Annotated in this window: 26 protein-coding genes; 17 read left to right on the forward strand and 9 right to left on the reverse strand. The window is 55.8% G+C overall.

The genetic code is table 11. From position 1 onward, the window contains the following. The first annotated feature begins 64 nt into the window (after nucleotides 1-64). The 8 genes from E2484_RS05225 to E2484_RS05260 all read left to right on the forward strand — a co-directional run bounded on the left by E2484_RS05225 (nucleotide 65) and on the right by E2484_RS05260 (nucleotide 7,209). Nucleotides 65-622 (forward strand): hypothetical protein, encoded by a 558-nt coding sequence (locus E2484_RS05225; protein ID WP_137284182.1) that lies wholly within the window; start codon nucleotides 65-67, stop codon nucleotides 620-622. 145 nt (nucleotides 623-767) lie between these two features. Continuing rightward, nucleotides 768-965: a hypothetical protein gene (locus E2484_RS05230; protein WP_137284183.1), complete on the forward strand. Its 198-nt coding sequence runs from the start codon at nucleotides 768-770 to the stop codon at nucleotides 963-965. Between the two features lie 19 nt (nucleotides 966-984). Beyond that, nucleotides 985-2,598, forward strand: a complete 1,614-nt coding sequence (locus E2484_RS05235) for a PKD domain-containing protein (RefSeq protein ID WP_137284184.1) — start codon at nucleotides 985-987, stop codon at nucleotides 2,596-2,598. Further along, a complete protein-coding gene (locus E2484_RS05240) occupies nucleotides 2,598-2,768 on the forward strand; it encodes a twin-arginine translocase TatA/TatE family subunit (RefSeq protein WP_137285302.1) in 171 nt (56 codons plus the stop codon). The genes E2484_RS05235 and E2484_RS05240 overlap by 1 nt, the downstream gene beginning before the upstream one ends. A 23-nt stretch (nucleotides 2,769-2,791) precedes the next feature. Further along, nucleotides 2,792-4,561, forward strand: coding sequence for a hypothetical protein (locus E2484_RS05245; RefSeq protein WP_137284185.1), 1,770 nt, complete (start codon nucleotides 2,792-2,794; stop codon nucleotides 4,559-4,561). Then, entirely contained in the window at nucleotides 4,561-5,214 is a 654-nt protein-coding gene (locus E2484_RS05250) for a hypothetical protein (protein WP_137284186.1), read from the forward strand. Before E2484_RS05245 ends, E2484_RS05250 begins: the two co-directional genes overlap by 1 nt. A 2-nt stretch (nucleotides 5,215-5,216) precedes the next feature. Then, on the forward strand, nucleotides 5,217-6,080 hold the full coding sequence (locus tag E2484_RS05255) for a hypothetical protein (RefSeq protein ID WP_137284187.1): 864 nt from the start codon (nucleotides 5,217-5,219) through the stop codon (nucleotides 6,078-6,080). Further along, complete coding sequence (locus tag E2484_RS05260; RefSeq protein WP_137284188.1) at nucleotides 6,073-7,209, forward strand: zonular occludens toxin domain-containing protein; 1,137 nt, start codon at nucleotides 6,073-6,075, stop codon at nucleotides 7,207-7,209. The genes E2484_RS05255 and E2484_RS05260 overlap by 8 nt, the downstream gene beginning before the upstream one ends. 199 nt (nucleotides 7,210-7,408) lie before the next feature. Here E2484_RS05260 and E2484_RS05265 read toward each other — a convergent pair whose 3' ends face one another. Both E2484_RS05265 and E2484_RS05270 read right to left on the reverse strand, forming a co-directional pair. Next, the gene (locus tag E2484_RS05265; protein WP_137284189.1) at nucleotides 7,409-8,464 is read right to left on the reverse strand and encodes a PD-(D/E)XK nuclease domain-containing protein; all 1,056 of its coding nucleotides are present in this window, start codon (nucleotides 8,462-8,464) and stop codon (nucleotides 7,409-7,411) included. Nucleotides 8,465-8,492: 28 nt separating this feature from the next. Next, a complete protein-coding gene (locus E2484_RS05270; RefSeq protein ID WP_137284190.1) occupies nucleotides 8,493-8,990 on the reverse strand; it encodes a hypothetical protein in 498 nt (165 codons plus the stop codon). A 179-nt stretch (nucleotides 8,991-9,169) separates the two neighbouring features. Between E2484_RS05270 and E2484_RS05275 the strand changes: the two genes are divergently transcribed. Then, a complete protein-coding gene (locus E2484_RS05275; protein ID WP_137284191.1) occupies nucleotides 9,170-9,379 on the forward strand; it encodes a hypothetical protein in 210 nt (69 codons plus the stop codon). A gap of 73 nt (nucleotides 9,380-9,452) precedes the next feature. Here the strand turns inward: E2484_RS05275 and E2484_RS05280 are convergent, their stop codons facing one another. Both E2484_RS05280 and E2484_RS25375 read right to left on the reverse strand, forming a co-directional pair. Beyond that, nucleotides 9,453-10,037, reverse strand: coding sequence for a hypothetical protein (locus E2484_RS05280; RefSeq protein WP_137284192.1), 585 nt, complete (start codon nucleotides 10,035-10,037; stop codon nucleotides 9,453-9,455). Between the two features lie 117 nt (nucleotides 10,038-10,154). Then, the gene (locus tag E2484_RS25375) at nucleotides 10,155-10,658 is read right to left on the reverse strand and encodes a hypothetical protein (RefSeq protein ID WP_321111881.1); all 504 of its coding nucleotides are present in this window, start codon (nucleotides 10,656-10,658) and stop codon (nucleotides 10,155-10,157) included. Between the two features lie 155 nt (nucleotides 10,659-10,813). On the opposite strand from E2484_RS25375, the gene E2484_RS05290 reads away from it, so the two are divergent. Genes E2484_RS05290 through E2484_RS05305 form a run of 4 tightly spaced genes read left to right on the forward strand, consistent with a single transcriptional unit; the run spans nucleotide 10,814 to nucleotide 12,171 of the window. Beyond that, nucleotides 10,814-11,041 (forward strand): hypothetical protein, encoded by a 228-nt coding sequence (locus E2484_RS05290; protein WP_137284193.1) that lies wholly within the window; start codon nucleotides 10,814-10,816, stop codon nucleotides 11,039-11,041. Then, entirely contained in the window at nucleotides 11,038-11,379 is a 342-nt protein-coding gene (locus tag E2484_RS05295) for a hypothetical protein (RefSeq protein WP_137284194.1), read from the forward strand. The genes E2484_RS05290 and E2484_RS05295 overlap by 4 nt, the downstream gene beginning before the upstream one ends. Beyond that, entirely contained in the window at nucleotides 11,376-11,633 is a 258-nt protein-coding gene (locus E2484_RS05300; RefSeq protein WP_137284195.1) for a hypothetical protein, read from the forward strand. The genes E2484_RS05295 and E2484_RS05300 overlap by 4 nt, the downstream gene beginning before the upstream one ends. Next, on the forward strand, nucleotides 11,626-12,171 hold the full coding sequence (locus E2484_RS05305) for a hypothetical protein (protein ID WP_137284196.1): 546 nt from the start codon (nucleotides 11,626-11,628) through the stop codon (nucleotides 12,169-12,171). The genes E2484_RS05300 and E2484_RS05305 overlap by 8 nt, the downstream gene beginning before the upstream one ends. Before the next feature lie 5 nt (nucleotides 12,172-12,176). Here the strand turns inward: E2484_RS05305 and E2484_RS05310 are convergent, their stop codons facing one another. After that, nucleotides 12,177-12,602 carry a hypothetical protein gene (locus E2484_RS05310; RefSeq protein ID WP_137284197.1) on the reverse strand — a complete coding sequence of 142 codons (426 nt, stop codon included), beginning with the start codon at nucleotides 12,600-12,602 and terminating at the stop codon, nucleotides 12,177-12,179. Nucleotides 12,603-13,144: 542 nt separating this feature from the next. Here E2484_RS05310 and E2484_RS05315 point away from each other — a divergent pair. From E2484_RS05315 to E2484_RS05325, 3 genes are all read left to right on the forward strand, one after another. Continuing rightward, nucleotides 13,145-13,834, forward strand: a complete 690-nt coding sequence (locus tag E2484_RS05315; protein ID WP_137284198.1) for a hypothetical protein — start codon at nucleotides 13,145-13,147, stop codon at nucleotides 13,832-13,834. Nucleotides 13,835-13,995: 161 nt separating this feature from the next. Further along, complete coding sequence (locus E2484_RS05320) at nucleotides 13,996-14,295, forward strand: hypothetical protein (RefSeq protein ID WP_137284199.1); 300 nt, start codon at nucleotides 13,996-13,998, stop codon at nucleotides 14,293-14,295. A gap of 139 nt (nucleotides 14,296-14,434) precedes the next feature. Then, entirely contained in the window at nucleotides 14,435-15,043 is a 609-nt protein-coding gene (locus E2484_RS05325; protein ID WP_137284200.1) for a site-specific integrase, read from the forward strand. Nucleotides 15,044-15,498: 455 nt separating this feature from the next. Here the strand turns inward: E2484_RS05325 and E2484_RS05335 are convergent, their stop codons facing one another. Genes E2484_RS05335 through E2484_RS05350 form a run of 4 tightly spaced genes read right to left on the reverse strand, consistent with a single transcriptional unit; the run spans nucleotide 15,499 to nucleotide 16,460 of the window. Beyond that, nucleotides 15,499-15,681 (reverse strand): hypothetical protein, encoded by a 183-nt coding sequence (locus E2484_RS05335; RefSeq protein WP_137284201.1) that lies wholly within the window; start codon nucleotides 15,679-15,681, stop codon nucleotides 15,499-15,501. Next, a complete protein-coding gene (locus tag E2484_RS05340; protein WP_137284202.1) occupies nucleotides 15,678-16,019 on the reverse strand; it encodes a hypothetical protein in 342 nt (113 codons plus the stop codon). Before E2484_RS05340 ends, E2484_RS05335 begins: the two co-directional genes overlap by 4 nt. After that, on the reverse strand, nucleotides 16,016-16,273 hold the full coding sequence (locus E2484_RS05345) for a hypothetical protein (RefSeq protein ID WP_137284203.1): 258 nt from the start codon (nucleotides 16,271-16,273) through the stop codon (nucleotides 16,016-16,018). The genes E2484_RS05340 and E2484_RS05345 overlap by 4 nt, the downstream gene beginning before the upstream one ends. A 1-nt stretch (nucleotide 16,274) precedes the next feature. Continuing rightward, nucleotides 16,275-16,460, reverse strand: a complete 186-nt coding sequence (locus E2484_RS05350) for a hypothetical protein (RefSeq protein WP_137284204.1) — start codon at nucleotides 16,458-16,460, stop codon at nucleotides 16,275-16,277. 108 nt (nucleotides 16,461-16,568) lie between these two features. On the opposite strand from E2484_RS05350, the gene E2484_RS05355 reads away from it, so the two are divergent. Further along, nucleotides 16,569-16,889, forward strand: a complete 321-nt coding sequence (locus E2484_RS05355; protein WP_137284205.1) for a hypothetical protein — start codon at nucleotides 16,569-16,571, stop codon at nucleotides 16,887-16,889. The last annotated feature ends 179 nt before the right edge of the window (nucleotides 16,890-17,068 follow it).

Consider the following 17,068-nt stretch of genomic DNA (forward strand, 5'->3'; position numbering starts at 1 on the left):
GCGAGATACCGTTTTCCATACCGAATTAAACATTTAGGGGTCGATGACGTATTGGGTTTTAGACATGAAGACAACCCTAACACGCCGACCGACACACGACCAATATGCCCGCGCGATGACGTGGCTCGAAGACTGCAGGTGGGATTACGACGCTGACGGTGGCGTCCGCGACCGCGATGAATGGCGTCAGGACGTGTTTTTCGGTGCGGTCGCGGAGCAGATTGCGTCTGACTGGCTGACCGACCTCGATGTCGTGCATCGCCGTGTGACGGACGACGAGGACGCCTCGTGTGACATCATCGCCTACGGAACTAAAATCGACGTGAAACTACGCTACGCCGAACGCTATCCAGACCCTGACCTACTCGTCCGGGAGCGCGCAGACAGCCACGCTGACCTGTACGTACTCGTCGAGGCGGACTGCATCGACGCCGCTGGCTCCCCTGAATTTACTGTCGTCGGCCTTGCGACCGCGGCAACCGTCGCCCGGGAGGGACGGCCGTTCGAATTTGGTTCGCACGACAAGGTCATCGTCGACCGTGATTCCCTCCGCTCGCCGAAAGGTTTTGGCGTCTTCGACGCCATCGGCGACGTAATGTGGTCGCAGGACTCTGCGAGTTGATTATCTGGGGTTTGCCCCTTGTCTGGGGTTGGCGTTGATTCTAACCGTGTTTCTGTTCGTCTGATGCGCCGTGGTTGTTCTCTACTTAAATGTCATAACTTGTGGTAATACCTATAGGGGTCGAGCTAGTTATTAGTGATGTAACATGAGCGAAAGATTTGACATCGGCGCGCTATCGAAATATGCTAATTCGGCATCGACCACGTCGTTCGGCCTGATGCTAATTTTTGGAGTATCGCTAGCTGACCACGTCCCGGAAGTGGCGGCTACTTCGATTGGCCTCGCCCTGTTCTTGCAGGGAGGTGCGCCGATTGGCAACAAGGTCGCGGGCTACTTCAACTGAATCTCAAGGTGATATTTTCATGAATGAACACATCAAGCGGTTCGGCGTACTCGTGATGGCGGTTATGCTAGTCGCCTCCGGTATCGGCGGGGCGCTGGCGGCATCAGGTGGAACAAACCCTAGTGACGGCAACTATCCCAGTTTGGGAGACATCCAACTGTCGGCGGACGGCAACGGTAACTGGACGTTCGACGTAACCACATCGCCATCCTCGAACGGTACGGTCGCGGAAGTCGCGCTTGTCCTGACGGACAATAGCACGGGCGAAGAAACCGTGTATATCGAATCGGCATCGCCGACGAACTTCTCGCACACGTTCTCGGGAGTGAACGCTAGCGCGACCCAGAACCTACAATGGTTCGTCGTTGAGGAAGACGGTGACCTGATTAAGACGAACCAAGACATCGTCGACGAGTCGACGTGGGAGAGCGGCGCGACAACCCACGTGCTGGAGGGGAACACGGGGCCGACCCGTGACGGCCTCCATCCTCCGGCGATTCAAAATGACACGGCAGAAATCGGAGAGAAGGTCACCGTTGAAGCAACCGGCATCAACGATGAGTACTCGCACGGCCTCACTTATTCGTTCGACTTCGATGGTGATGGGACGTTCGAGGTCTCTGGCTCGGAGTCGAAAACCACGACTACGTCGTGGAACTCGTCGGGGACGAAGAACGTGACCGTGCGCGCTACCGACATCACGGGGATGTGGTACGATTTCAACACGTCGATTGACATTCAGTCAAGCAATTCCGCGCCGACCGCGGATGCGGGCCCCAACCAGACCGTCCAGTCGGGCGACTCCGTGACGTTCGACGGGAGCGGGTCGAGCGACCCGGACGGTGATACGCTCTCGTACTCGTGGGACTTCGACGGCGACGGAGTCGAAGACGCAACGGGCGTCTCACCGACCCATTCGCTCTCGTCGACGGGCACGTACACGGTCGAACTCACGGTGACTGACCCTGACGGAGCGAGCGACACGGACACGATGACTGTAACGGTCGAAGAATCGACCTATGAGCAGACGTTCGACGTGACTGACGCCAACGGCTCGGCCGTCGCTAACGCCACGGTCGATGTCACGGACGACTCCACCGGGACGACGGTTGCCACGCTGACGACTGACAGCAACGGTAGTGGGGCGACCTCGCTCGCGGACGGCAACTACAGCTACTCGATTTCCGCGACCGAGTTCGACACCTCCACGGGGAGCTTCTCGGTCGCTGGAGCGTCCCAGACCCACAATGTGACGCTGGCGGAGGCGACCGCGACCTACAACATCATCGTTGACGTGGTCGACAGCAACGGAAGCGCGGTCGAGAACGCTACAGTCGAACTCCCGGGTCTGAACGTCAGCGCGACGACCGACTCGAACGGTTCGGCGAGCTTCACCGGCATCGAGGAGGGCACGCATAACGTAACTGTCACCAGCGAGGACGGCAGTATATCCGTTGACGAGGACTTCGAGGTCGACGCCAACAACACCGAGTTCGAGGTCGTCCTGAGCGAGTCTGGAGGCGGTGGTGGGGCGTTCATCGGGAGCGGCATCCCGCCTGCAGTCTTCATCGTCATCGGTGGGGGCGTGCTCGTCCTCCTCCTGTTCGCCGCAATGGCAGGTGCTGACCCATGATTCCAGGCGGCATGGAGATGATGGTGATTCTCCTCATCGCCGTCCTGTTGTTCGGCGCGAACAAAGTGCCCAAGCTCGCGCGGTCGATGGGAGAAGCACAGGGCGAGTTCAAGAAGGGGCGGCAGGAGCTTGAGCAGGAGCTAGAGGCACAGACAGAGGTGAGCGACTAAGACACACATCTTTCAGTACAACAATGCAAGACGATTCGAAGATTTACGATACGGTTGCAGAGGCACGAGACGACATCCCGAGCGGGCCGAGTATGTCCCGTAGGGACATGATGAAGACTGGGGCGATGGCGTCCGCGATGGCCGTGGGTGGGCCCGCCGTGGTCGACCACGTCGCGCCCCGGTACAGCCCGATTGGTCGGGCGGATGCACTAGCTGGGGTCATTGCTGGGGCGGCGGTCGCGGCGGCCGCGGGAGCCGCGGTGACGTGGTATGCCGCGGGCGGGCTGGACGGCGACAACGAAGACGAGACCCTGACCCAGACCCATCGCAACATCCGCTCGTCGGCAAGAGGTCTGGACTCGTCGAGCGAGGAAGAGAAGGAGTTCGAGAACCTCGTCGCTGAACGGTCGTCGAATTGGATTTGGCAGGATGCTGTCCTTGAGTTCGTTCGCGGATTCAACGACACGAGCGAGAGCGCGCCGTCCATCCCTGACCTGAAGGCTGAAATGGAGTCGAACATCCGCGACGACTATGCGGATTTAGAACAGCAAATCGTCGACAACCAGACGACGGACGTGGTGCAACTCATTGAAATGTTTAACCACGTTCACTCGTACGGGCACGCCGATAGTGCTGGCCAGATATTTGAATTCTACCACACGTACAACACAGGCGTTGACTCATCCGAATTCAATTGGTTTGGTGGATACCCTGTCGGTGATGTCTCGGAGTATGATGTCACCAAGGAGGATGATGTTCTCCGTCCGTTCTCGGACTACTATGGAGATGACCCCGTCACAAGTACTGACGACATCATCTACGCCGACTACGAGCTTGTGAACGGTGAGACGATGGAGGCGGCAATCGGTTGGGGCGACTACGTCTTTATGCAAGGCGGCTCGTTCAGCGGTGGGCATTATTACTACGACTCCGCGAATGAGGAGTTCACCAGCATCCAAGTCGAATCTGACACCTACACAGGCGGGATGCCCCAGCGCGCTGGTGTTACTGACCCAGACGGGTCGGGCGGCCATTACGAGTTCTTGGACATCAGCCGCCGCTCGTCAGCCGTTTCGGAGATTCGGAGCGCGGCGACCGCCCTCGCAGGAGAGGTCGACAGTTGGGTCAACCAAATCGACCAGAATTATGCGCGCGGCTCGCTCCCGGTAGCAGATGTGGTTGCCACCTCCCGTCTCTGGGAGGAATACTCGTTCGAGGAGGGTAATGCGTCGATGACTGGGCTGGCGGCCTCGCAACTGGGCTTTGAGACCGACCTGAAGGGCACGGCCACAGTGACGGAATTCGCCAGTGCATCGACTGTCGACGAAATCGAGGGAATGGACGGCGAGACTATCGACGGTAACCTGCTCCTTGATACTCCTGACGAGGTCTCGGTTAAGTCCGGCGAAGCCTATGTTGTCTCCAATCTCACAGGCGAAGACGGAGCAGTCCTGATGACGACCCCGTCTGGCGACACGATTGAGCTTGAGGGCGTGTTTGAGGTCAAGGCGCTGTATTCGTACGAGGGTGGCGAGCGTGTCGAGAAAGACTCGATGACGCCCGAGACGTACACGTTCACGCCGCGCGACCCCAACCAGTACGAGAACGACGTAGAGCAGGCCAACAACGCACGTGAAGCGGCGACGCAGAATCCTGAAATCAACGTCAGCGACCTATTCGGGATTGGTGGCGCAGGAGCGTTGCTCGGCGATGGTATCCCACGTTGGGCCCTTCTCGTCCCCGGAGGCGCATTCATCTTCGCGCTATTCGCCGCACTTGCGGGTGGTGAGTGATGTTCTGGTTCATCTTCAAAATCCTACCGCTGGGATTCATCGTCCGGGTGTTCGTCATCGCCGCGCTTGTGACGGCGGCGGTCTTTGGCGTCATGGCATACGATGCGTCCGCGCAGTCGGCAGACGACTGTTCGGACGCACTGACGAACGACGAGTATGAAGAGTGCATCGAGAACACGGACAGCGAGGATAGCGGAGACACCGCTGACGGGCCCGATGACGACTCAAGTAACGGCGATGCATCGACCTTGTTTTATCACGGTGAAGGGGTGAGACTGCACTCTATTGAGGCGAACGACGACGGCGAAGCCGTCGTGAAGATGTCCTCGGAGGATGGGGGCGAGCAGGTCGTCATCACGGACTCGTCGCGCCAAGAGAGCGGCGAGATGGAGCGATACAGGTACGAGCTTAACGAGGGCGAGAACACGTTTCGAGTCCCTCTGCACAACCCTGAGACGCCCGCGCTGACGGTCGACGCCGCGGGTAGGCTGTATTTCTGGATTGGGGAGACAGCGGACATCAACTGGGCCCCAGACGCAGGGCACGCCCTTGCGATGACGCTCGGTGGGGCGGTCGTCGTCTTGGTCTTGCTAGTTGGACTGCATCTGCTCTTGACCCGTGGCGCAACCAAACCGAAGAACCCGATTAAGTGACCATGAGCTACGTAGAATCCATCAAAGAGTTGGGAGATTGGGCGAAGACCGGCATCGTCAAAGCGTGGCGTCTGTTCGTCCATGTGGTCATCGCCTACAGCATCGCCATCGGGATGTTTGCTGTCGTTGCCCTCGGCTTCTTGCACTTAATCGGCATCGAGACAGGTGTTCCGCCTGAAGTCAAGCCATACACGATTCAGTTCGGGTACGTCATTATGCTAATGCTGGTGCCCGCGGAGTACATCCGCCAATGGATTTCCGCTCGCAGGAACCATCTCCTGCACGTTCTCGACCCCTCGAACGGTGACGCCGAGATGCAGAAAATCCCGCCGAAGGTCTGGCAGGACTTGAACGTGAAGGCCGTCTACAAGGACGACGACGGCGAACTCCAAGAACTTGACCGAGATAAGGACTATCTGCACAGAATCAACGTGGGGACTCGCCGCGGCACCCGTACGGGGTGGGAGTGCGAGCACTACGATGCGGACACGAACACCGCCTACTGTAGCTACTACGGAGGTGTGTCAGGAACCGAAATCAGGCGAGAGATGAAGGAAGGGATGGAGTACTTGAAGCACGAAGCGAGCGTCGAGCGCGAGTGGCACGAACGCCTCCGGCGAAACTTCAGCGACATCGTCGAAGGGGCGGTCGGCAAGCGTGCTAACTACCTCGTCCACGTGTTGGAGGGCGAGCGTGTGCCTGGCGAAACGTCCCTACGGGACGACGTGCGCGCCGCGACAGGAGAGGCAGAGATAGACGACATCGTCGACGGCCGCCGCGACCCTGCCGACGACATCGACCGCGACAACCCGTTCGACAGCGAGCGACTGTCGGTAACGATTCAGCAAGGTGGTGAGAATGAGTGAGAACGAGTCAGAACAGCAGAAGGCGATAGAGGCAGAGTTTCGAGAGTACATCCGCGGTGACCTGCCGAATCAGGACGACGACCCTGACGCCCACCCATGGACGGGCATCGTACAAGACCGGCAACTCCGAGATGTACTGGCGTTCGCCGAGGCCCACTACCAGCCACTGACGGCCAATGCCCCGCGGTCGTTCGAGGAGACGGACGTAGTCCGTCGAATTACCAGAGACCACGGGACGCATACTGGCACAGACGCCCTCGCCGCGGGGAACCTCGGCCAGCTATCGTACTTCTCTGGCCTGGTCAGCTACAAGAAGGACGTGTCCGGGATGAAGGTGCTAATGTCGCTCCAGTCGATGATAGAGAACATCCCCGTCTTCATCGGCTATATCTACGGATTGATGGGGTCTGGGAAGACCGATTTTGCGTTCCTCTTACTCGAAGTGTTCGCCTCCATCTACGGCCGTGACAGCGTGTATATGGCGGCGAACGTCTCGTCGGACGACCTCGACGAGGAGATTGACCACTACAGCCGCATCGTCGACTTGCTGGAGGAGCGCCGGGAGCGTATTCAAGCGGGTGAGTCGCTTGACCCGTTCGTCATCGTTATCGACGAGGCGGCCCAGATTTTCAGCGGGTCTGGAGCCGACCAGCACCGCGCGAAGCAGTTGGCTAAGCTCCTCAAGCTCGCCCGCAAGAGCAACGCCAACATCATCCTGATTGGACAGGACGGCAAGGACATAGATGCCAGTTTACGGGCTCTTTGTACGGTGTTCATCGAGAAACAGAGTCAGAAGAAGGCAGTCTTCTGGCAGGACGTGAAAGACCGTCAGGGCATCAACGAGATGATGTCTCTGTCGGGCATCCCGCCGACGAACTACGACTTCTCGACGTGGGACGAAGGCGACTTTGTGTTCGATGACGATGGCGATGACGAAGACCTGCCGACCGAGGAAGACATCAGAGACTTAGAGCGTCAACACGAGCGGGAGATGATGGCCTTGCTCGCGGTCTCGACCGATATGACGCAGGCAGAGATTGGCGATGTCTATGGCGTGAGCGAGAAGACGGTGCGCCGTGCGAAGCGCGACCACGATGACAAGCTCCGCGACCTCGGTCTGCTCGACTAACCATCGGTCATTGCGCGCGAGCGCGCGCCTTTGGGAGGGGGCGATGCCGCCTGTCCGCCTGTCCGCTCGACGCCGTATGGCGATTACAATTCGGGAAACGGACATTGATTCTGACCCAAATCGGCAAAACGGACACCGAACACAATATCTCCGTATTAGAGCTTCATACTGCTGTAGTCGTGCGTTAAACATCTCAACTTCACTGCGTGATTGTCACCCGTGTCGTCAGGTTCTTCGTTGACTCAGTGACTGCCTTCTCGAACTCTGCCGGATTCGTGATTTGTTTATCTGGGTCGTATATGAAGCACAGTAAGGTGTTACAACGTGCGTCCGAACGGTACTGCTCTTTGTCTTCGGCCAGTCCCGTTCGAATCTTGTCGGGTGGATGGTTGACAGACGGCCGTTTAACCTCGATGCCGACTTTCTCGTCTTCGAGAAGGAAGTCTATCCGCGGGTTTTTGTTCGCATGTCGCCTCAGGTATTCTTCATCCATCACGTCGTCGAAATGGAGTCGTAAGAGAGCGTTCAAGAGATATTGAACATCATACTCGTCATCCATCCGTAATGGTTCTCTATCCCGCTGACGGTCTCGCAGTTGCAGAGTGATTTCACTAAATCGGTCGAATATCTTCTCAATACGCTCCACAGTCCCTGTTTCAACCTCTACTGGTTGGTCAATATCTAGCTCGCCCGTCTCACCGGAGTACCGTTTGTCGAAAAAGTCGAACAGAATTGCATTGAGAGTGACAACGTTGCGGAAATCGCTTGGCAGTCCGAGATTGAACTCTTCCGCGGAAGGGATTTTCAGTCCCTCATATTCGTCGTTTGCCTCGAATTGGAACGCCACTGATGACTTACCGACAGTTATGTTGAATGCGTTGAAGGACTGGGTGGACTCTTGGGGATTTCTGTGATGTGTACTCGAAAGTCTGCCCTGCGAATTCGATGGTTCTTCGGTTTCAAATTCGCCGTCGATGTCCGTGAATGTCTCCGTAAAAGCAGACTTAGAGTGCGAATCAAGCCAATCATCCAGTAGAGATTTTATTGCCACTAATTGGTCGGCTTCCAACCCATTCAAGGTCAGCGACTCTTCAATATCCGTCTTGACCTTCCCTCCCGTTTTGACCGTTGCTTTCTCTTTTGAAATTTGGAGGGAGATGCTATCGTCATCAGATTCTGCAAGGAAGATTGAGACCACAATAGACTCATCTTTCTCCGATTTATGTCGTTTGACACTAGTGAGTTCGTTCCACATCTTGTTATGAGGATTGAATGACCTGAACCTAATCCTTTCCCTCGTCGATTTCCTTCATCACTTGTTCGAAGTCGATGTTGAGGTCGTTCTCGAACACCCGGCGCGCCGCTCGGAGGTACACCTCGGCGAGGCCCATCTGCCCAGCAAGGTATTCCTGCTCGTCGGCAAGGTCATGGTGCATCTGAGTCACCACATCAAGTCGCGCCTCGGCGCGGTCGAGACGCTCGTGTAGGCGCTCGACAGACTCCCGCAAGGTCTCGTCATCGTCATCGGGCCCGTCGCCGCGACGGCGCACAACCTGTTCGCCTTCGCTGGTCATCTCGGCGACCTTCGGGGCCGCGCCAGACCCATCTGATTCATCAGCGTAGTCGATGTCGATGAGACCGAGGTCGGTGAGCTTGTCGAAGCGATAATCCGTCTTGCCAGTGCGAAACCCTGTCTCGGCGCGAATCTCGGTCTTCGTCGCGGTTCCGCCGTGCCGGGCGACCGCGCGGAGGAATTCGAGGTCATCGTCACCAATGTTCATACCACCTATCTCGGCGCGAAGTGCTAAGGTATTGACACTACCTAATGACACCCCTTGACACCCCCGTTGATGACACCCCGTATGGATACGTGGGCAAACCTCTCAACGACAACCCCCGCATGCGGGGTGCCCTTCAGTGCGAGGCAATGCCAATAGGATAGTAAAAACATATGATAAGTATGGGCGAAGTCCATTTCGAAGAATATCACGAAGCGACTAACGAACACTTGCCAGTGGGCGAGCGACTCGACCTGCTCGAAAAAGAAGTGGCGTTTTTAGACCGTGAGAACGCCGAACTCTGGCAAATTATCATCGACAGCGGCTACCGATTCTCGGCCCTGCCTGCGCCAGGCGCGCCAGAATATGACGACGCAGAAATAATCGACTGACCGCGCATTCGAACCCCTTCTTCGTGTTCTAGTTCTGATTATGACTTTGCTAGATGATTGAAGCCAGAAACCGCTATTTTCGTTTGAATCGACCATCACTGGCGCGAGCAACACCGTTTGCCGCTTTCACAGTTTCAAGAATTGAGGATAGAATGACCAACACCACAGATGCATTGACCAATATTGTCAACTGCTGTACCAAGGCTTCAGAAGAGGTGATGTCCAGTGTAAGAATGGGTAGGAGAACACGGGCGAATAAAGTGGCCACGAACAGAGGGACTCCAACCAACACGATAGTCACGAGGATGTTCTTTCCAGCCCGTTTGACAGCTTGTTCCGGTTTCTCAAAGTCCTTAGTTGGGTACTGTGGACGACGGAGTGAGAACCAGGTTGCCCCCACGAGAAGAATGAGGGAAACAAGCGAGAGAATAAGTCCAAGCTCTGCTATTCCTGAATCAAGTTCCTGAATGAGGGGATATGCAACGAAAACACCACTTATAACGAGACCGAAGAAACTCAACTCTATCAACTTGAACTCAGTTCCGAGAACGAGTTCGCCATCGTTCCCGTACTCGTCATGGATGCGCAAAACAACCTGCATCAGCATCGCAACAGCAGGGATGGCCAGCGCGACGAACTGCAGTAGCGTCAGAATCATCTGCACTTCTGTACTCGATAGTGCCATATTGTTCAAAGAGCATACATAGGAATCTGATAAGCTTACTTATTGAGCATTTGACGGCGTCAAGTAGTTTATTTCAATTGGGAAATGGAGTTAGAGGCCACCTGTCTGTGAAACCGCGGTAAGAAGAGCAAGGGCCATCATTATCGCCCACTTGCGCCGTTCTACTTCGTCGACGACCGGGCGGAGACCGTTCCTTTCGATGAATTGGTCAACGGCGCGCATCGAAATCATCAGACAGACTCCCACGAAGTGGACAGTAGTCCACTCTGGGATTTCTATGTCGTCTGCTTCTTCTGAATCATCTTCGTATTGATGAACGGTGACAGCGTCGTCTTCGAGCGAGAAGCGGAGGACATCACCATCGGCAGACCTGACTGCGAACGAGACTACATTGCCGCGGCTGTGTTCCCAGTGCTCGCTTTCGTCAAGTTCACCGTACAGCCTTTTAGTATCAATTCTTGCGTCTCTCGGCTGGACTGTTCCCTCAACCGTGTTCCAGTTAGTAGCGACTGAGAAGGCGTCGTGGACTTCCTCGAAGTTACTTGGCGTTACGTCGTCTGGTCTTATATTCGTTGAAGCGACTACTGTACCCAAACGAATCCCTCGTAGTTACTTCTAATTTCTCACAGAACATAATCAGTGTTCGGGGTCGTCTAGTTGTGCTGTGGCCATCTTTACACCGCGAAGAGACCTACTCACCACCGTTTAGCTAGCAACAAACCTATGCACGTATAGTGTAATTGTCATCTATGGCAACCGAATCAGAAGATGCCGAGGAGGTGACTGAACTATCGACGAGAGATAGATTCCTGCGCGGAGCGTATGCGGGTCTCACGTTCATAGCCGCAGGGTGTGCGGTCAGCGTCGTTGCACAGAACCCGACCGAGGCGTGGGCCGTCCTTATTGGCGGAGCAATCCTCCTCGTCGCCGCGAGCGAGTACCACAACCTCCTCGAACACACAGGTGTTGCCGCATGAGTGATGTTGACCGAGCTATCCGAATGTTCCCTGCAGAGGAGGAACTGCCGCTGTATGAGATGGCGGTCGGGGATAGGCCGTTTCGCCTCCGGGAATTCGACTTCGCTGTCGAACGGATTGTTGAGGAGTATATTTGTGGGCTCTCCGAGGAAGACATCCGACGTATCCGTGGGGATGGCTCTGGTTACGATAGTCTTCCCGAGCGAGAACAGGAACTCCTCGGGAAGATGGCAACCCACGAGGGCGTCCGATGGGATGCGTTGGTTGAAGCCTTCGACGTAGAGTATAGCGACGTTCACGCCGCGGAACACCACGAACTCTACGGTGATGCTGTATGAACTGCGTCTACCTCGTGATGGAGGCGTACGACGACCAGAAGAGAATACAAGAAGCATACGAGAGTCGTGACGACGCTGAGGACGCAATCGACGACTACGCCGAAAAGATGGGCTTTGAGGAGATGGTGGAGAAGCACAATCCCGACCCAATTAACCGAGGAGTGTACTCGCAGTGTGCGTACTTCCCCGCGGGGTATATTGGGTACTGGGCCGAACGAGTGACCGTCGTCCCCGAAGGTGATGGCAATGAGTGATGAAATCGACGAGGGGCTTGCAGTCATCGGTGGACTCGCACTGTTCTTCGCGCTTGCTGTAGGAGGTTATATCCTCCTAAAGGCGGTCGTCTCGTTCGCGCTTGCTGTAGGAGGTTATATCCTCCTAAAGGCGGTCGTCTCGTTCGCGCTTGCTGTAGGAGGTTATATCCTCCTAAAGGCGGTCGTCTCGTTCGCGCTTGCTGTAGGAGGTTATATCCTCCTAAAGGCGGTCGTCTCGTTCGCGCTTGCGAACATCCTTCTCGTCCCGGTCGTGGTTGTCGTTGGCGGATTCGTCGGGGTGATGGCTTACTCAGAACCGTTCAGGGAAGCGTACACTACGACCGCGGTTGTCGTTGGCCACGTTGCTCTCGTCGGGTACTCGTTGTTCCAGTACGCCGAGTGTACTGCCAACCCTTCTTGTTGGACTCCTGGATTCAAGCTACTGGCTCCGACGGGTGTCCTCGTCGGTGTCACCGCGGTAACGCTCTGCTGGCTAGGGGCCCGTCACGTCCGCCAAAGTGCAGGTAGAGGCTACTAAACAGGTCACTTTCTCCGAATTAAATCGTTCTTTGACTCTAGCTCGGTGTCTGCTTCTTCATCGTAGTCGGGTCGGTCTTCCTGTTCATTCACAATCTCCTCTTTGCTTGGTATCTCGGTCAGTTCCTCCACACGCTCCCTTTGCTTGTGTTCCTCTTCTCTGTGTCTTGCTTTGATTTCCTCCAAGCGACTCTTTGCTTTTTGCTGGGCTTGAGCCTCCCTCTCTTTTGCTTTTCGTCGAGCTTGAATCTCTTCGTTCAGTACTTTTCCCCGTACAAAGTCTGAAACTCTACCGACTGACACGACTTTCACGTCTACAACTTCACCGACACGGCCACAATCAAGCTTGACCGGGTGCCCGTCGTGATATGCAATCGGTACACCATCCCTGACTTCCTCAATTTCGAGAGTGTACTTGGTACCGATTTCCATACTACTCTGGTGATATTGCAGGAACTTATTGGTTAGTGAGGGGAACTGGGTTCCTTACTCTTAGTCAATGTCGTAGAAGGACGTTTCTACGACGACAGGCCACCGCGCGCCCCGAACTCCACTTGGGGAATCATCAAACCTGGTTGTGGCACAAGTCAGCCACTACCAAATTCTTATAAAGCGGAACCACCGAAGGGAAAATATGCCGCTCTGCCCTGACTGTCGTGAAGAAGCGGAAATAAACCTCGTCCAGAACTCCAAGCAGAGGTGCAGTAGGTGCGGGAGGGAGTTCTAATGCCACTTTGCCCCGACTGCCGCGACGAAGCAGTCGTCAGCACCGCAGAGCTTGGAGAGTACGACGAATCCCAAACAGACACCTGTAGTCGTTGCGGGGAGGAGTTCTGATGCCGCTGTGCGAAGACTGCCGAGAGGAGGCTGAAACCCATGCCCTGCTAGGACAGGACGTAGTGAAGTGTAGCCGGTGTGGGAAGAAGATTCGAGACTGAGGGAGAGGTGGGTTTCGGAAGACGGAACTGACTACAATGGCTAAAGAAGATGAAGTCGCAGGCGAGGGTGAAGACGTTGAGGAAGAGGCCGTCGAGCCTGAGGAGAGTACTGATTCTCAAGCGGTAAAGCCTGAGGAGTTCGAGACTCTCGACTTGACTCTTGAAGAAGCGCGACGACGGTACGAGAACGAAGAACAACGACGGGATGCTGTAGAGTCAAAAATTGGAACCGTCGTGACGGTTGATGCGCTCATCATCTCCTTCGGAGGCCTCTTCTCCGACCTCAACTCTCTGCTTGTCCTTGCGGTTCTGCTCCCCGCGATACTGTCGGCCGGGATTGGTCTATTCGGTATTCGCTCTCAGAAGTACGGGAAACCCGGACTCGATATAGAGGACTTCCACGAGTACTCGAAGATGGGCGAGACGGAGCAGAAGGAACACTTCCTCCTCGCATACGAGGTAGCGACGGGTGACAACGAAGACCTCAACTCAACTAAATTCAAGGTTTTCAACTACTGTGTCGGGTACACGTTCCTCTCCCTCGTCTTAGTGTTGCTCTCTCCGTTGGCACAGCAGTTCGGTCTCCCCGGCGTGTTGGCCGACCTCCCACCAGAGAGTCTGTGTTGGGTTGTAGGTGTCGCCCTAGCAGTACTGGTTCTGGGGCCGCCGATGTTTGTCTGGATAGCCGGAAAGCTTGCCGCGGTCATGAGCGACCCTGACGATTGAATTTCCCCTCAACGGACTGATGAGGTATCGTGTCTGGTGTTGAGAAGGTGGGGTTCAAGCGACTGTCAAGTGACGTAGAGTTGTTGATTCAGGCCACCGTGGTATCTACGACGATTCGGCGCGGAGATACACCTTTAGTATAGGGTATTTTACATATCGGTATGGTTGAAGGCAACCAACACACGACTGCGACCGAGACCGAGACGAAGTTCACGAACGTGCGAGCGGCCCACCCGGAGTCAGATGTTGGACGACTCCGCGAGCTATGGCGAATCATGTTCGGTGGGTGGAGGATGGCTGACCAGACAATCGTCAGCTACCTCCGCGAGTCAGAGTACAGTTGGGACTACGTTGACGATTATATCCGCACCGAGTACGAGAACAAGGAGGGTGAGACGTTCACGGTATTCGACCGCAGACTCACCCACCGTGTTAACGAGGACGAGGTCGAGATGGCGTGAGCGACTTGTATAACAAGTCGATTGCGACTCTCGCGGTACCCTTCTGAAACGACGATATTCGGCGATTTTGACCGTCGTGCTCCTAGAAAATGACAACTATCCTATACTTCTATAAGCGTTTAGTCCTAACAATTCGAGTATGGTTCGCATCGACGATTCCGGTGACAAGACGAAATGCTGGCTATCCTTCCCTGGCGAGAAGGACGAGGTGATTTCGACCGCGCGGTCGACAGACTGGGAGCGCGCAATCGCTATGCGATTGATGGTCGAGGTCGGCTGTCGAGCGAGTGGTGTACTGACAGCTAGCCCATCGGGAGTCCAGTACAACTCCGATGGTGAATTCTGGCAAATCGAGATTCAAGGGAAGAACACGAAGGGCGGAGAGAAGACGACGAGGGACGCTTACCTCCCTGACTCGGTTAAGCAGACGCTGGACATCTTCGCGGACGAACGAGACATCAGCGACGACGAGCAGTACGTCGATGCATCGGTCTCGACGGTTCGCCGCTGGGTCACGGAGGCCGTGGACGACATCGCGGACGAGACCGGGAACGACCGCTGGCGTCACGTCAGCAGTCACGACCTCCGTCGGTCGTGGGCGTCGCACTACCTAGTCGACGAGCAGGTCGCGGTACGTGTCATGATGGAGATTGGCGGATGGAGTAGCTATGACGCCATCGAACCCTATCTGCGAAAACCCAGCCCGGAGGTTATCGGAGACGAGATGGCCGATGCAGAGTTGGCCTGATTACACCTTTCCTGCGCTTAAACGACCGTAGGTCGCTTGCACCCTGTCGACGGCCGACCACCTGCTTACACCTCGTGAATTTGAAACGATAAGTGCGTGGTGCAAACTTATCGTTTTCAACTGACTGACCTCTTTCTCACACATAGTTGATTGACATAAGTAGGAGAAGCACCCCGACGCCTATCGAAACCCCACCCCACAGTCTTGTGAATTTCACCTTCCACTCTTTTGGCTCTATCTCCGAGCGCCGTCGCTTACTTCCGATAGCGTCCCATCGCTCGCTGATTTTCGCAACCTTGTACGGCCAAATTACTGCTCGTATACCGAATCCAAGTACAATTACTCCCAGAATCAGTCCGCCCCAATTAACCATATGTTATTTACTATCTATCAGGACATTTATCTTCGGGAATATCTATCCGACTCGATTGATACACGCTCTGCACTTAGCACTTTCAACTCTGACAGTCGTCGGCCAGACTGTCTACGTGCGCCCACCACGCTTCGTACCCCTGTTCTGGTTCGTCGGGCGTCAGCACACACTTGTCTATTAGCCCACCGTCCTCGGAGAAGTCGATGAGGAACACCGTAATTTCGCCAGTCTTTGTGTTCAGCGAAGTGGTGATGCCAGTCGTCATCGAACGGCAGACCAGATACTTCCGAGCGTGATGGTGTTGCTGTCGGCCGTCTCATCGCGGTCGCCACTGTCAATCAGCCCGCGCCATTGCGATGGTGCTTCGACGACCTCTACGTCTTCGTCCGGGAGACCCAACCGCCCCCGTTCGTCTTCCCACTCCCAGTCCTCGTCCGCGAACACGTGTCTGACCTTGGCCTCGGCGATGCGTTCGTGGCGGCACCCCTCGTCGCGGTCGCACCCGCAGTCGCTCTCGACCAAGCACGCCCCCGACTCCATGCTGGTTTCGAACGCTAATTCGACATCGAAGATGTCGACGGCGACCAACCATTCGTCCTTCATCGTTCGGTCTCCGTTCTCTGCCAGCCTGACTGTGCGTGTTCGAGGTCACGAGTTCGCCTGTCGAGGAAGTCGCGGAGACCCTGCTCACTCATGCCCCGGATGTGGGGCGGGATGAAGCCTTCTGGCAGTCGTGGCGGGGCGACATCTGGCGTTCGTCCTGCCTCCTTGGCGATTTCGATTCGCGCGAGTTGCTCGTTCGCCGCGCGAATCTCCTTCTCGATTTCTCTGGCGGCCTCTGGGTGTTCCTCCTCCATCCTACTCGTCGTCCTCCTCACCCTCGGCGTTCGCGGTCGGTGTGGGCGGCAGGGCCCGTTTCGACATCATTTCTCCGACGCTGTCGATTTTGTCCATCTCCGCGGCGTTCTCGCGGCGCGCGATTTCGGCTCGGGCCCAATCGACGGACATGTAGGTCTCGGGGGGTTCGGGGTCTTCCAGAGTCATCGACGTATCAGTTGACGTTCACTCTTTACTTCAATCTGACTCTGTGCCTGACAGAAATACTATGGGTCGCAGAGTAAGATTCATGTTATGAATCTCGTCGGGGGATGTATGGTTGACGACTATGACCAAATGAAGCGGCGAAGTATCAGAAAATCATCCCCAACGTACGACCGTTCAGTAGATGATTTTGTCGACAGCCTGACCAACGCAAACAAGCTATGTGGGACGGGAACTGTCGACAGAGACATCCAGATGCTTCTGCGTGGTATGCAACAGATGATGTTCTACGTCACAGACCACATCGAACTAGATGATAGCGATGTCGACGGGATGCGACGCTTCCACAACGACCAACGGATGCAGTTCATCGACATCCAGGAACAGTTAGAGACAAACGACCTCGTAGAACTCGCCGAAAAGAGGAGGTGACACAGCACCCGGCGCGCGACGAGTCGCACCCGAGCACTTATTCTACAGGGCTACGTCGAATCTTGTGTAACCGCCAGACATAGCCGACCAGCGTCGAGAGAGATGACGAGAACGACCGCGGTTCAGACCAGAACGAACGCCTGAACTCCGTGTCGTCTATCGAATCCCGACCATCCAGA

Origin of the sequence: Halorussus salinisoli, from assembly GCA_005239435.1 — an archaeon.
In the GTDB taxonomy this organism is placed as follows: domain Archaea; phylum Halobacteriota; class Halobacteria; order Halobacteriales; family Haladaptataceae; genus Halorussus; species Halorussus salinisoli.

What these genes read in the sequence shown, in the direction of transcription:
- E2484_RS05265 (WP_137284189.1), bottom strand. Translation starts at nt 8,464, where the DNA reads ATGTGGAACGAACTCACTAGTGTCAAACGACATAAATCGGAGAAAGAT.
- E2484_RS05310 (WP_137284197.1), bottom strand. Translation starts at nt 12,602, where the DNA reads ATGGAAATCGGTACCAAGTACACTCTCGAAATTGAGGAAGTCAGGGAT.
- E2484_RS05320 (WP_137284199.1), top strand. Translation starts at nt 13,996, where the DNA reads ATGGTTGAAGGCAACCAACACACGACTGCGACCGAGACCGAGACGAAG.
- E2484_RS05245 (WP_137284185.1), top strand. Translation starts at nt 2,792, where the DNA reads ATGCAAGACGATTCGAAGATTTACGATACGGTTGCAGAGGCACGAGAC.
- E2484_RS05235 (WP_137284184.1), top strand. Translation starts at nt 985, where the DNA reads ATGAATGAACACATCAAGCGGTTCGGCGTACTCGTGATGGCGGTTATG.
- E2484_RS05315 (WP_137284198.1), top strand. Translation starts at nt 13,145, where the DNA reads ATGGCTAAAGAAGATGAAGTCGCAGGCGAGGGTGAAGACGTTGAGGAA.
- E2484_RS05270 (WP_137284190.1), bottom strand. Translation starts at nt 8,990, where the DNA reads ATGAACATTGGTGACGATGACCTCGAATTCCTCCGCGCGGTCGCCCGG.
- E2484_RS05260 (WP_137284188.1), top strand. Translation starts at nt 6,073, where the DNA reads ATGAGTGAGAACGAGTCAGAACAGCAGAAGGCGATAGAGGCAGAGTTT.
- E2484_RS05295 (WP_137284194.1), top strand. Translation starts at nt 11,038, where the DNA reads ATGAGTGATGTTGACCGAGCTATCCGAATGTTCCCTGCAGAGGAGGAA.
- E2484_RS05340 (WP_137284202.1), bottom strand. Translation starts at nt 16,019, where the DNA reads ATGAAGGACGAATGGTTGGTCGCCGTCGACATCTTCGATGTCGAATTA.
- E2484_RS05335 (WP_137284201.1), bottom strand. Translation starts at nt 15,681, where the DNA reads ATGACGACTGGCATCACCACTTCGCTGAACACAAAGACTGGCGAAATT.
- E2484_RS05325 (WP_137284200.1), top strand. Translation starts at nt 14,435, where the DNA reads ATGGTTCGCATCGACGATTCCGGTGACAAGACGAAATGCTGGCTATCC.
- E2484_RS05290 (WP_137284193.1), top strand. Translation starts at nt 10,814, where the DNA reads ATGGCAACCGAATCAGAAGATGCCGAGGAGGTGACTGAACTATCGACG.
- E2484_RS05275 (WP_137284191.1), top strand. Translation starts at nt 9,170, where the DNA reads ATGGGCGAAGTCCATTTCGAAGAATATCACGAAGCGACTAACGAACAC.
- E2484_RS05230 (WP_137284183.1), top strand. Translation starts at nt 768, where the DNA reads ATGAGCGAAAGATTTGACATCGGCGCGCTATCGAAATATGCTAATTCG.
- E2484_RS05280 (WP_137284192.1), bottom strand. Translation starts at nt 10,037, where the DNA reads ATGATTCTGACGCTACTGCAGTTCGTCGCGCTGGCCATCCCTGCTGTT.
- E2484_RS05305 (WP_137284196.1), top strand. Translation starts at nt 11,626, where the DNA reads ATGAGTGATGAAATCGACGAGGGGCTTGCAGTCATCGGTGGACTCGCA.
- E2484_RS05255 (WP_137284187.1), top strand. Translation starts at nt 5,217, where the DNA reads ATGAGCTACGTAGAATCCATCAAAGAGTTGGGAGATTGGGCGAAGACC.
- E2484_RS05250 (WP_137284186.1), top strand. Translation starts at nt 4,561, where the DNA reads ATGTTCTGGTTCATCTTCAAAATCCTACCGCTGGGATTCATCGTCCGG.
- E2484_RS05350 (WP_137284204.1), bottom strand. Translation starts at nt 16,460, where the DNA reads ATGACTCTGGAAGACCCCGAACCCCCCGAGACCTACATGTCCGTCGAT.
- E2484_RS05355 (WP_137284205.1), top strand. Translation starts at nt 16,569, where the DNA reads ATGGTTGACGACTATGACCAAATGAAGCGGCGAAGTATCAGAAAATCA.
- E2484_RS05300 (WP_137284195.1), top strand. Translation starts at nt 11,376, where the DNA reads ATGAACTGCGTCTACCTCGTGATGGAGGCGTACGACGACCAGAAGAGA.
- E2484_RS05345 (WP_137284203.1), bottom strand. Translation starts at nt 16,273, where the DNA reads ATGGAGGAGGAACACCCAGAGGCCGCCAGAGAAATCGAGAAGGAGATT.
- E2484_RS05225 (WP_137284182.1), top strand. Translation starts at nt 65, where the DNA reads ATGAAGACAACCCTAACACGCCGACCGACACACGACCAATATGCCCGC.